Source organism: Devosia sp. Micro-HW1, from assembly GCF_056341075.1.
Genome location: NZ_CP094375.1, coordinates 1,035,152 through 1,047,106 on the forward strand (window position 1 = coordinate 1,035,152; position 11,955 = coordinate 1,047,106).

Here is an 11,955-nt window from a genome sequence, read left to right on the forward strand (position 1 = left end):
GCTAACTCTTTGTCTGCTCCTGGTAGTCCAGGAACCAGGCCACAAACCGATCTATACCCTCGTCCAGTGGGGTCGTAGGCACCGCACCCACGAGCGCCTTGAGCAGGCTCGTGTCCGCCTCGGTTGCAACCACATCGCCAGGCTGCATCGGCAGCATGTTGATCCGGGCCTTCCTGCCCAGGGCGCGCTCGATGGACGCGATGAAATCCATCAGCTCCACCGGACGCCCACCGCCGATATTGAGCGCACGGAACGGCGCCACCGGCGATAGGCTGTCGCCGGGCAAGGCCTCCCCGACAACTGGAACCTTGTCCATCAGGGCAATCATCACATCCACCAGATCATCGACATAGGTGAAGTCACGCCGCATCTGGCCATCGCCATAGACCTCAATCGGCTCGCCAGCGGCAATGGCACGCGCAAACTTGATCAGCGCCATGTCCGGCCGCCCATAGGGCCCATAAACCGTGAAGAACCGCACACAGGTCGAAGGGATCGACCACAGGCTCGCATAGGAATGGACCAGCGCCTCGCCGGCTTTCTTTGTGGCAGCATAAAGCGAGAGCGGCGCGTCGGCCCGGTCCGTCTCCGCATAGGGCATCTTGGTATTGCCCCCGTAGACCGAACTGGTCGAGGCGGCGATCAGGTGCCGGGGCACGTGCTGGCGCATGGCCTCGAGCAGGTTGGCCGTACCGACAATGTTGGACTGCACATAGCTCTGCGGATTTTCGATACTGTAGCGGACACCTGGCTGCGCGGCGAGGTGATACACCACCTCGGCCCCCGCATCGGCAACGAAGCCGGAAAGCGACCGCGCATCCGTCAGGTCGACGCGGCCGAAACTGAACCGCTCATTTTGCTGCAGGATATCCAGCCGGGCCTGCTTGAGCTTAGGGTCGTAATAGTGCGTCAGAGCGTCGAGGCCGAACACGTCATGGCCATCGTCGAGCAATTTCCGGCTCAGATGAAAGCCGATGAACCCAGCCGCGCCGGTAACCAGTATCCTCAAGGCCCCTGCTCCGCTGTCTACTCTGCCGCGTCCGTTGCCCGATCGCTCCGGTCCATGCCGGACCGTCCGATACTGACATAACTGAAGCCGTGGCGCCGCATTTCATGTGGCCGATAGACGTTGCGCAGGTCAACGAAGACGGGCGTCGTCATCACCGAGCGAAGCCTTGCGAGATCAAGGGACCGGAATTCGTTCCATTCGGTAATCAGCACGAGGGCATCGGCGCCGGGCGCGACGTCATAGGCATTGTCGGCAAAGGTCACGCCCTCTGTCAGGTCGCGCGCCGCCTTCATGCCCTGCGGGTCGAAGGCCACGATCCTGGCGCCGCGATCCTGCAGGCCCCTGATGATGTCGAGCGACGGCGCTTCCCGCATGTCGTCGGTATTGGGCTTGAAGGTCAGGCCCAGCACGCCGATCGTGCGGCCACGCACATCGCCACCACAGGCAGCGATCACCTTGCGCGCCATGGCGCGCTTGCGCTGCTCGTTGATGGACACGGTTGTTTCCACCAGCCGCATCGGGCTGCCGAAGTCCTGGCCGATCTTGACCAGTGCCGTCGTGTCCTTGGGAAAGCACGACCCGCCATAGCCGGGCCCGGCATGCAGGAACTTGGCCCCGATACGGTTATCCAGCCCGATACCGCGGGCCACTTCCTGGACATCGGCCCCGGTCGCCTCGCAGAGATCGGCGATCTCATTGATGAAGGTGATCTTCATGGCGAGGAAGGCATTGGCGGCATATTTGATCAGCTCCGCCGTTCGCCGGTCGGTGAACAGCAGCGGCGCCTGATTGAGATAGAGCGGGCGATAGACATCGGTCATGACCTGCCGCGCCCGTTCATCATCCGTGCCGATGACGATACGGTCGGGCCGCTTGAAGTCCTCGATGGCCGCGCCCTCGCGGAGAAACTCGGGGTTGGACACGACAGCCACTTCAGCCGTCGGATTGGCGGCGCCGATGATCCGCGCAACTTCGTCACCCGTACCCACCGGCGCAGTGGATTTGGTGGCCACAACGGTAAACCCGGACAGCGAGCCGGCGATCTCTTGTGCCGCCGCATAGACATGGCTGAGATCGGCATGGCCGTCCCCCCGGCGACTGGGCGTGCCCACGGCGATGAACACGACTTCGGCCGCTGCGACGGGGTCGGCAAGTTCGCTCGCAAAGGAAAGCCTGCCGCCATCCACATTGGCCCTGACAAGTTCTGCAAGGCCCGGCTCGAAAATCGGCAGCTCGCCGCGTGCCAGCGCGGCAATCTTGCCTTCGTCCTTGTCGATGCAGACAACGTCATGCCCGAAATCGGCAAGGCAGACGCCCGTCACGAGGCCGACATAACCCGAACCCACAACTGCAATCTTCACCGGATCGATCTCCGTTCCCGCGTTGCGCGCAACCCTACACTGGTGGCCGATCAAAACTCGCCCATGAACTGCGGCGCTGGCCAGGTTGCGCTCAATCCTCGCCGCTCGGCCGCTCCCGCATCCGCTTGACGCCGGAGCGCACCGCTTTGCCATCCAGCCGGCGCTTCTTGGACGCCAGGGTTGGTCGCGTGGCGATCCGCGCCTTGGGCACAAAGGCCCCCTCGCGCAGCAGTGCCACGAGCCTGGCTTGTGCCTCAGTCCTGTTGAGCGGCTGGTCACGATGGGAATTGGAGGTGATGACGATCACCCCATCCTTGGTCATGCGGCTGCCCGCCAGCGCTGCCACCCGCCGCTTCATTGGTTCAGGAATATTGGGGGAATTCATGAGGTTGAAGCGCAGCTGCACCGCGCTCGCAACTTTGTTGACGTTCTGGCCACCGGGGCCGGAACTGCGCACGAAGCTTTCCTCAAGCTCGGCCGGATCGATCGAGACGGTTCGGGTGATCTGGATGGGATCAGCCATGCCACCCTCCCGTTCAGCGCTTGGAGCGGCCGGTGAAGTACACTTCCTCGTCGTGGATGATGCGGCCCTTTTCCGTGGTCCGGTATTTTCCCGGCCCGGCCTCTTCGATCCACTTCTTCTTCAGCATGCCGGCAAAGGTCTTTTCGCCGACATCCTTGAAGTCATCCGGGCCAAGCACATTGTCTTCGCCCAGATGATAAAGCGCCTTCATTTCGCGGTTGGACGGACGCTGCGGCATCAGGCGACCTTCTGAGCCTTGTCCCTGAGGTCCGGCGGCGTCGCCTCGGCCATCAGATCCACCAGCGCATCCATGAACGGCACGACCTGCTGGCCTTCAGTTCCCAGACGACGGATGGACACATTGCCTTCCTCGGCCTCACGCTTGCCGACCACGAACATCAGCGGCACCTTGCCAACCGAATGCTCGCGCACCTTGTAGTTGATCTTTTCGTTGCGTGTGTCGAGTTCGGCGCGAATGCCCGCATCGCGCAGCTGCCGCAGCAGCTTTTCGGCATACTCGTCGGCTTCAGACACGATGGTCGCGACGACAACCTGGGTCGGCGCCAGCCAGAAAGGGAGCTTCCCCGAGCTATTTTCGATCAGGATGCCGATGAACCGCTCGAAGCTGCCCAGTACGGCCCGGTGAAGCATGATCGGTCGATGCTTGGCGCCGTCGGCGCCCACATATTCCGCGTCGAGCCGCTCTGGCAGGTTGGGGTCAACCTGCAGCGTGCCGCACTGCCAGTCACGGCCAATGGCGTCAGTCAGTACGAATTCGAGCTTGGGGCCATAAAAGGCGCCCTCGCCGGGAAAAATGGTGTAGTCGTGCCCCGCCGCCTTGCAGGCATTCCCCAGCGCGGCCTCGGCCCGATCCCAGCTCTCTTCCGAACCGATGCGCTTTTCCGGACGCGTAGAGAGCTTGATGCGCCACTCCGTGAAGCCCAGATCAGCATAGACGCCGGCCAGCAGGTCGATGAATTTCTTCGTTTCGGCTTCGATCTGCTCTTCGGTGCAGAAAATATGCGCGTCATCCTGGGTGAAGCCACGCACGCGCATGATCCCGTGCAGCGCGCCCGATGGTTCATAGCGGTTGCAGGAGCCGAACTCGGCCATGCGAAGCGGCAGGTCGCGGTAGGACTTGAGCCCATGGTTGAACACCTGCACGTGGCAAGGGCAGTTCATGGGTTTGAGCGCATTCACCGTCTTGGTCTTGGCATGCTCCTCGTCCACTTCGACGATGAACATGTTCTCCTGGTAATTGTCCCAGTGGCCCGAGGCTTCCCACAACTTGCGGCTGACGACCTGCGGCGTGTTCACCTCGACATAGCCGTCGGCACGCTGCTTGCGGCGCATATAGTCCTGCAGCGCCACATAGATGCTCCAGCCCTTCGGGTGCCAGAAGACCTGACCCGGGGCTTCCTCCTGCATGTGGAACAGATCCATCTCGCGCCCAAGCTTGCGGTGATCGCGTTTTTCGGCCTCTTCCATCATGTGAAGATAGGCGTCGAGCTCTTCCTTCGTGGCAAAGGCCGTACCGTAGATGCGGCTCAGCACCTCGCGATTGCTGTCGCCGCGCCAATAGGCGCCGGCCACCTTGGTCAGCTTGAAGGCCTGGCCGACATCCTTCACGGTCCGCATGTGCGGGCCGCGGCAAAGGTCGATCCACTGCCCCTGCTTGTACATCTTGAGCGACTGATCCGCCGGGATGGCGTCCACCAGCTCGACCTTGAAGTCTTCGCCCTTGGCGCGGAAGAAGTCCTTGGCCTGGTCGCGGGTCCACACTTCCTTGGTGAAGGCAGCGCCGCGCTCGACGATCTCGCTCATCTTCTTTTCGATGATGCGCAGCTCGTCTTCCGTGAACGGCCCCGCATCACGATAGAAGTCGTAGTAGAAGCCGTTCTCGATCACCGGGCCGATCGTCACCTGCGTGTCGGGCCACAGTTCCTGCACGGCCTCGGCCAGCACGTGTGCGGCATCGTGCCGGATCAGCTCCAGCACATCTTTCGAACCGCTATCGCGCGTCACGAACTCGATTGCGCCATCGGCTTCGAGCGCGTCGCTGAGGTCAGACAGCACGCCGTTCCACTTCATCGCCACCGTCTTCTTGGCGAGCGACTTGGAGATACCCTCCACGATCTCGGTGCCGGTAGTGCCGCGCGAGTATTCGCGAGCAGCACCATCGGGGAACGTCACCTTGATCGACATTTGAAGTCTCCATTGAAATCAATTGGTCGCGCCGGAAATGGCGCAGGGCCGCTGCTTAGCATGAATGAACGGGAATTCCAGCCACTACGTGGCGACCGGCCGCCTGGCAGCGATCCTCAGGCATGCTCATGCTTGTCGCCCTGCCACCGTCCATAGCGCCAGGGCAGATACCACCGGCCTTCCTCCGGCAACGTCTCGGGTACAGGGTCATAACCATGGCTTCCACCCGGACGGCACCGCCAAAGCCGCGCCGCCCCCATCCAGCCGCCCGGCCAGAAGCCGAATTGCCAAATTGCGTCACGGGTAAATTCCGAACAGGTTGGCAGGTGCCGGCAGCTGCGCCCGGTGAAAGCCGAGAGCGTATAGCGGTAGACTGTGATCAGAAAGACCGCGACCACCTTGAAAGGCAGATCGATAACTCGCCACATGAGGTCGATGAATCGCTCCATTACCGTTCCGCCGCAAGCATCTGGGAAGATTCAAACTTTTCGATTGCAACGGCCAGCGCATCGAACACCAGCAGGGTCGAAATGTGCCGATTGGGATAGTCCCGCACCGGTTCGAGATATTTGAGGTCTTCCCATTTCCCCGTGGGCGGAGCGCCATTGGCCTTGAGCATGTCATGCATGGTCTGACGCACGGCCAGGAACTCGCTGACCGGCGTGCCGACAATTTCGCGCGCCACAACCGCTGCCGAGGTCTGGCCCAGAGCACAGGCGGAGATGTCGTGGCCATAATCGGCGATGATTCCGTTCCTGATGACCACGTCCACCTCGATCGAGGAACCGCAGACACGGCTGACCTTTCGGGCGCTCGCGTCGGGCGCACTGAGCCTTCCCGGCTGGCGGGCATTGCCAGCCAGGTCCAGTATCCGTTCGGAATAGAGATCGCTCAGTCCCATGATCGCGACAAATCTGTTTCTTGTTCCGGTCTCGTTCCACTTCTATATAGGGGGTCTCCATACGACTGTCAGGAGTTTGTGCTCCTGTCGAAATCTGACACGCCGTTCGTCGCGTATTAGATGACTGTCGCCATGCAAGGAGCCGGACCCAAATGGATGCACGAGTTAAGTCACTGACGACGTCAGTCGCCAGCGCCCCCGTCACCCGCCCCAGCCGTGAAGAGGCAGAAGCGGCCGTGCGCACGCTGATCGCCTGGGCCGGCGACGACCCGACCCGCGAGGGCCTGCTGGAAACTCCCGCCCGTGTCACCAAGGCCTATGGCGAGCTTTTCGCCGGCTACGATCAGGATGCGAGCGAGGTTCTCTCCAAGACTTTCAAGGAAGTCGGGGGTTACGACGATCTCGTCCTGGTCAAGGGCATCCCCTTCTACGCCCATTGCGAGCACCACATGGTGCCCTTCTTCGGCCAGGCCCATATCGCCTACCTGCCCCATGATGGCGTGGTCGGCCTTTCCAAGCTGGCGCGCCTCGTGGAGGTCTATGCCCGTCGCCTGCAGACGCAGGAAACCATGACCGCGCAGATCATCGACGCCATCAACGAAAACCTCGGCCCCCGCGGCGCGGCGGTGATGCTCGAAGCCGAGCACATGTGCATGACCATGCGCGGCGTGAAGGCACATGACGTCAAGACCGTCACCCATCGCTTCACCGGGGTCTTCGCCGAAGACCGCGTCGAGCAGGACCGCTTCTTCGCCATGGTCGGCCACCGCTAGCCGGCGGCCGCCGTCACGCGGAGCACAGCATTCTCCCCCTTGTCATTGCCCGGTCCGACCGGGCAGTTGACCTTTCCTGGGTCTTGCGCGCTGAAATAATCAGCATCGCAGAGCAAGCACGATCAAATGCGGATGCCGCGATCATGGCATAGACTAGCCGCCTCACAACGGGATCGTCGCCATGTCTGTCATCGCTGAAATGCTCTGGGTTCTTGAAAGCCGCTCGCGCGAGCCGCTGGACCTTGAAGAACTGGCATCGGTCACCGGGCGGTCCAAAAGCTATCTCTCAAGAGTCTTCCCGCTGGTCACCGGTTATTCCGTCACCGGTTATCTGCGGGCACGACGCCTGAGCGAAGCAGCGCGCCTTCTGGCGGCCGGCGCCCCCGACATCCTGTCGGTGGCGCTGGAGAGCGGCTACGGTTCCCATGAGGCATTCACCCGCGCCTTTCGCGACCAGTTCGGTTCTACCCCGCAAATGGTCCGCGACCGGCGCAGTCTCGAAGGACTAACGCTCGTGGAGCCTCTCAGAATGGATACGACCACATCTGCCCCCATCGCCCCGCCCCGCTTCGAAAACCGGCCGGAGCTGCATTTCGCCGGCATTGCCGAGCGCCACAGGATGAGCATGCCTGTCGGCATTCCCGAACAGTGGCGGCGCTTCCAGCCCTATATCGGCAATGTCGATGGCGCCATTGCCGGGGCCGCCTATGGCCTGGTCGGGGAGATCACCGATGACGGCCTGTTCGACTACCTCGTTGCCGTGGAAATTCGCCCCGGCACCGACCTCCCGCCCGAACTGACCGCAGTGACTGTTCCCGCCCTGCGCTGGGCCCGCTTCACCCATCCCGGACACGTCTCGGCCATTCGCCAGACCATTGGCGCCTCCGAACTATGGCTCAGCACCAACGGCTACGAACCTAGCGAGGCCGTCCATAGCTTCATCGAATATTATGGACCCAGCTTCGATGCCCGCACCGGCGCCGGCGATATTGAAGTCTGGTACGGCCTCAAGGCCTGAGGACTGGCTTTGCAGCGAGATGCGCGCTAGAGCCTGCTGACTTAGCAGGACGCGCGCATCATGACCCTGACCTTCACCGATCCAAAAGCTCTGGACCACGACGCCCTCGAGGAAGGCACGGCCTTCGCCCCCCGTTTCGACGCGCATGGCCTCATCACGGTCATCACCATGGAATCGGAAACCAATGCCGTGCTCATGGTGGCCCATATGAACGCAGAGACCCTGTCGCTGACCCTTGAGACCGGCATCGCCCACTATTGGTCACGCTCCCGCAAGGCCATCTGGAAAAAGGGTGAGACCTCGGGCGAACTGCAGGAAGTCGTAGAGTTGCGCACCGATTGCGATCAGGACTGCATTGTCATGATCGTGCGCCAGACGGGTCGCGGCGCCGCATGCCACACTGGCCGCAAGAGCTGCTTCTATCGCCGCATAGTCGTCGCTGGCGGCGAAGTCCGGCTCGAAGATACCGGCCTGCCCCGCCTCTTCGATCCCAAGGCCGTCTACGGCCATTAGGCCGTTCGTGGAACGGCCACGGCCTTCGCCGTTGCGTGCAAGAATTTGAACAGGCTACACCTTCCGCTCGAACAGGCCCACCAGCAGGAATCCTGTGGCAAAGCCGCCCAGATGCGCCTGCCATGCAATGGCCAGGCTCGTTCCTGTGATCATCGGCACGATCGGCACGGCAGCATTCAGGATCAGCCAGATCAGCGTGAACCAGCGCGACCGCGGATTGGCGAACACCTCGCCGATGCTCGCCAGCCTTCGCCCCAGCACCACCCGTTCTCCGGTTTCAGGATCCTGGCTGACGAGGACGGGCTGGAACATGAACCTGATGGCAGCCCCGGTCAGGCCGGCAACCCCGCCAGATGCGCCGACAAGGTAAATCTGGCTATAGAGGGTCGTCGCCGCAAATAGCGCAGCACCACCCGCTGCCGAAAGCAGGAACAGCGCCAGCATCGGCCCTCCCCCGTAACGGCGCACGACCGGGGTCGCAAAGATCACCATCCAGGCAAGGTTGATCAGCAGGTGGTCCCACCCGGCATGCAGGAAGGCATGGGAGAATGGCGTCCAGATCAGCGGAACAGCCAGGCTCGGATCGATCAGCGCCACCACGATTCGATAGGGCTGGAACGCAAACCAGTAGAGCAGCTCATACTGCCCGTCCGGGTTAAGAATCAAAGTTGATGCGAGGTGAATCGCCACCAGAACGCCCGCCAGGAGAGTGATCGCCGTGGGCAGCAGGAAAATTGGCTCATGCCGGGGAGGCTCCGGCTGAGCGGGCGTTTGAGGGAGTTCACTCATGACAGTCGTCCTCAATCCGTGGCGCGGCGCGGGCCTGCTTCAGCTTTTCCACATTTGGCCACAGGCGTTAACCTTAACTCTTCTTTAAGCGGGCGTTCGGGGTCGCATTTTGCGATTGTCAGGGGCGCGGCGGACCCAATCACGGAACGCCCTGTCGATTCCAGATGCGGACCTGAACGATGCAGATGCCGAGCACCAAAACCCTCTATAGCTATTGGAACACGATTCGCGGCTCGCGCAGCGCACCAGACCGCCGCGACATCGACCCGACCCGCATCCGCGAGGCACTTGCCAACACGTTCATCCTCGAACTGGATGGTCAGGACAAGTTTTCCTTCCGTCTCGCCGGCTCGCATCTGTGCACCAGCTATTGCCGTGAACTGAAGGGCCGTTCCTTCTCCGCCCTCTGGCACGACCGTGACAATGACGCGATGGAAACCCTCCTCCGCGCCGTCACCGAAGACCATGCCGTTGCGCTGGTAACGTTCCAGGGCACGACCGCGCTCCAGACCAAGGTCACTTTCGAGACCATCCTGATGCCGCTGCGCCACAATGGCTCCACCCATACGCGCATTCTGGGCGCCATGTCGGCTCTCGACGAGCCCTATTGGCTGGGCGTTCAGCCGGTTCTCGAGCAACGCATCACCGGCCTCCGCCTGATCTGGCCCGACGAGATTTCCGCCGAGGAACCCGCGCAGGAAGTGTTGGCCAGCGTAGTCAACGATGTCGAATTCGCACCGGCTTCGCATTCGGCCCTGCCCACCACCGTCTATGGCCGCACCGCCCGTCGCTATGCGCATCTGGCTGTCATCGACGGCGGTCGCAACTAACTGAAAGCCGGGCATTTTATCGGTATCGCCGTGCCCGGCATCATCATGCGTTAACCAAGACCCGCTAACGTTGCTGTGGATTTCCCCAGTGCGTGGAACAGGCTGACGCATGCTGAGTGACGATATTTCTGCGACGCAAGCTGTCCGCGGGCTGACCAATGGGGCGGCCGAGCGGCGTTTTCAGCGCGTCAATGTATCGATTCTCGGCCGATACATGCTCGCCGACCGGCGCGAATTTCCGTGCCAGGTTCTGTCCATGTCCCCCGGCGACGCCGTGGTCATCGCGCCCGTACCGGGGATCGTGGGCGAACGCATCATCGCCTATCTTGATCACCTCGGCCGCATCGAGGGCACCATCCTGTCGCAGGTCGACGGCGGCTTCATCATGGATATTGCCGCCTCCCCCCGCAAACGCGACAAGATGGCGGCCCAGCTCACCTGGCTGGCCAACAAGGATCTGCTCAACCTGCCCGAGGACCGCCGCCATGAGCGCGTCGTCCCCGACATCCGCCACTCCACCGTCGTGCTCGACGATGGCCGGCGCTACAATTGCAAGATCATCGACATCTCGCTTTCGGGCGCAGCGGTCGAACTCGACGTTCGCCCTGCCATGGGCACGCCGATCACGCTGGGCCGCATGCGCGCCCGCGTCGTCCGCCATTTCCAGAATGGCGTTGCGGTCGAATTTGCCGCCGCCCAGGAAATGCTGACAGTCGTCCAGCAAAATCTTCGCATGAACTGAGCTGACGCCAACAGTCTGCTAACAAATTCGTCCTCCACGGCATGGTAAACGGCGCGTCAAACGCATCGATAAAACACGCATAAAAACTGCGTGGCAGTTTTCGGATCGGGGCAATCGGCCGCTTCTAGTGTGGTCTCCATCAGGGAGACTACACTATGTCATTCAATACAAAGCGACTGCTGGCCGGGCTGATTACTGCGCTTCTGGCGCTCGCCCCCGTCGCACCCGCCGCGGCATTGGACCTCACCAATGTCGCCTTTGTCCAGACTTCCGCCGGCACCACGTCCATTCCGGTCGGGCACCTCGAATTCTGCAACAGCAATCCCATCGAATGCCGTCCCAATGATCGGGTTGTCCCGGCCATGGCGCTGGACGATAGCAGCTGGCAACAGCTCGTCTCGGTCAACACCTACTACAATCAGAACGTCGTCCCGGTCACCGATCAGGACCTCTACAAGGTCGCCGAGTTCTGGACCTATCCCAATGGCTACGGCGATTGCGAAGATTTCGCGCTGGCCAAGCGCCGCGACCTCATCAATGCCGGCTGGCATCCCTCGACCCTGATGATTGCCGTCGTCAAGGAAGCCAATGGCAATGGTCACGCCGTTCTTCTGGCCCGCACCGACCGCGGTGACCTCGTGCTCGACAATCAGGAGGGTTCGATCCGCCTGTGGAGCGAGACCCCCTACAAGTTCGTCAAGCGCCAGTCTCAGGCCCATCCCGGCCAGTGGGTCGACATGATCGACGATCGCACCATCGTGTTGGCCGCCGCCAGCTGACCAGTTTCCGGACCCCGCCCCAAGCCTATCCCTGATAGGGGTCTGAAGAGAAAAGCCGGCCTCGCGCAAGCGGTGCCGGCTTTTCTGTATTCATACTATCCCCGCGACTAGAAGCGGAGGGCCACATAGGAGCTAAGAAACAAAAGGCCGGTCACGAACGCCCATCCGAAAGAGATCAGCGCCGAGAGCAGCACCGACGTCATTGAAATGGTGCCGTCTTCTTCATGCTTCCAGCCAACCTGCAGCAGGATATACGGGCCGCAGATGAAGCTCACAGCAAGGTGGCCGAGCGACGCCAGGTATGTGCTGCCGTCATAGCGCAACGCGGCCTGCTGCTTGGTAATCCATTGATAGAGGTGGGTGCCTGCACCTGCCACGCACAGACCAACACCCATGATGAATGCTGCAAGCAGGAGTTCTCTGGTCATGACTCGCTGTCCCCGTGTCTTAGCGTGCGCAGATCAAATCTTTACCTTTTGTTAATCATATTGATTACCTTAATGGCTGTCACC

15 protein-coding genes are annotated in these 11,955 nt (G+C 61.7%); 6 read left to right on the forward strand and 9 right to left on the reverse strand.

The annotated features are described in order from the left end of the window. Position 1: 1 nt before the first annotated feature. The 7 genes from MQW79_RS04670 to MQW79_RS04700 form a co-directional block, all read right to left on the reverse strand. A complete protein-coding gene (locus tag MQW79_RS04670) occupies positions 2-1,009 on the reverse strand; it encodes an NAD-dependent epimerase/dehydratase family protein (RefSeq protein WP_476587119.1) in 1,008 nt (335 codons plus the stop codon). A 17-nt stretch (positions 1,010-1,026) separates the two neighbouring features. Further along, positions 1,027-2,370 (reverse strand): UDP-glucose dehydrogenase family protein, encoded by a 1,344-nt coding sequence (locus MQW79_RS04675; protein ID WP_476587120.1) that lies wholly within the window; start codon positions 2,368-2,370, stop codon positions 1,027-1,029. A 91-nt stretch (positions 2,371-2,461) separates the two neighbouring features. Beyond that, the gene (gene arfB, locus MQW79_RS04680; RefSeq protein WP_476587121.1) at positions 2,462-2,893 is read right to left on the reverse strand and encodes an alternative ribosome rescue aminoacyl-tRNA hydrolase ArfB; all 432 of its coding nucleotides are present in this window, start codon (positions 2,891-2,893) and stop codon (positions 2,462-2,464) included. A 13-nt stretch (positions 2,894-2,906) separates the two neighbouring features. Continuing rightward, on the reverse strand, positions 2,907-3,131 hold the full coding sequence (locus MQW79_RS04685; RefSeq protein WP_198875266.1) for a hypothetical protein: 225 nt from the start codon (positions 3,129-3,131) through the stop codon (positions 2,907-2,909). Further along, a complete protein-coding gene (thrS, locus tag MQW79_RS04690; RefSeq protein ID WP_476587122.1) occupies positions 3,131-5,098 on the reverse strand; it encodes a threonine--tRNA ligase in 1,968 nt (655 codons plus the stop codon). The genes MQW79_RS04685 and thrS overlap by 1 nt, the downstream gene beginning before the upstream one ends. 116 nt (positions 5,099-5,214) lie before the next feature. Continuing rightward, complete coding sequence (yidD, locus tag MQW79_RS04695) at positions 5,215-5,547, reverse strand: membrane protein insertion efficiency factor YidD (RefSeq protein WP_476587124.1); 333 nt, start codon at positions 5,545-5,547, stop codon at positions 5,215-5,217. After that, positions 5,547-5,999 (reverse strand): iron-sulfur cluster assembly scaffold protein, encoded by a 453-nt coding sequence (locus MQW79_RS04700; protein ID WP_476587125.1) that lies wholly within the window; start codon positions 5,997-5,999, stop codon positions 5,547-5,549. Before MQW79_RS04700 ends, yidD begins: the two co-directional genes overlap by 1 nt. A 152-nt stretch (positions 6,000-6,151) precedes the next feature. On the opposite strand from MQW79_RS04700, the gene folE reads away from it, so the two are divergent. The 3 genes from folE (at position 6,152) to hisI (ending at position 8,303) form a co-directional block, all read left to right on the forward strand. After that, positions 6,152-6,772, forward strand: a complete 621-nt coding sequence (folE, locus tag MQW79_RS04705; protein ID WP_476587127.1) for a GTP cyclohydrolase I FolE — start codon at positions 6,152-6,154, stop codon at positions 6,770-6,772. A 181-nt stretch (positions 6,773-6,953) separates the two neighbouring features. Then, positions 6,954-7,790: a helix-turn-helix domain-containing protein gene (locus tag MQW79_RS04710; protein WP_476587129.1), complete on the forward strand. Its 837-nt coding sequence runs from the start codon at positions 6,954-6,956 to the stop codon at positions 7,788-7,790. A gap of 60 nt (positions 7,791-7,850) precedes the next feature. Beyond that, a complete protein-coding gene (gene hisI / locus MQW79_RS04715) occupies positions 7,851-8,303 on the forward strand; it encodes a phosphoribosyl-AMP cyclohydrolase (RefSeq protein ID WP_476587131.1) in 453 nt (150 codons plus the stop codon). Between the two features lie 54 nt (positions 8,304-8,357). On the opposite strand, the gene MQW79_RS04720 is transcribed toward hisI, so the two are convergent. Next, positions 8,358-9,092: a rhomboid family intramembrane serine protease gene (locus MQW79_RS04720; RefSeq protein WP_476587132.1), complete on the reverse strand. Its 735-nt coding sequence runs from the start codon at positions 9,090-9,092 to the stop codon at positions 8,358-8,360. A 185-nt stretch (positions 9,093-9,277) separates the two neighbouring features. Between MQW79_RS04720 and MQW79_RS04725 the strand changes: the two genes are divergently transcribed. The 3 genes from MQW79_RS04725 (at position 9,278) to MQW79_RS04735 (ending at position 11,443) form a co-directional block, all read left to right on the forward strand. Next, a complete protein-coding gene (locus MQW79_RS04725) occupies positions 9,278-9,922 on the forward strand; it encodes a PAS domain-containing protein (RefSeq protein WP_476587133.1) in 645 nt (214 codons plus the stop codon). A gap of 109 nt (positions 9,923-10,031) precedes the next feature. Then, the gene (locus tag MQW79_RS04730; RefSeq protein ID WP_476587134.1) at positions 10,032-10,664 is read left to right on the forward strand and encodes a PilZ domain-containing protein; all 633 of its coding nucleotides are present in this window, start codon (positions 10,032-10,034) and stop codon (positions 10,662-10,664) included. A 155-nt stretch (positions 10,665-10,819) separates the two neighbouring features. Beyond that, the gene (locus MQW79_RS04735; RefSeq protein WP_476587135.1) at positions 10,820-11,443 is read left to right on the forward strand and encodes a transglutaminase-like cysteine peptidase; all 624 of its coding nucleotides are present in this window, start codon (positions 10,820-10,822) and stop codon (positions 11,441-11,443) included. Positions 11,444-11,550: 107 nt separating this feature from the next. On the opposite strand, the gene MQW79_RS04740 is transcribed toward MQW79_RS04735, so the two are convergent. Next, complete coding sequence (locus tag MQW79_RS04740; protein ID WP_476587136.1) at positions 11,551-11,871, reverse strand: DUF6949 family protein; 321 nt, start codon at positions 11,869-11,871, stop codon at positions 11,551-11,553. Between the last annotated feature and the right edge of the window lie 84 nt (positions 11,872-11,955).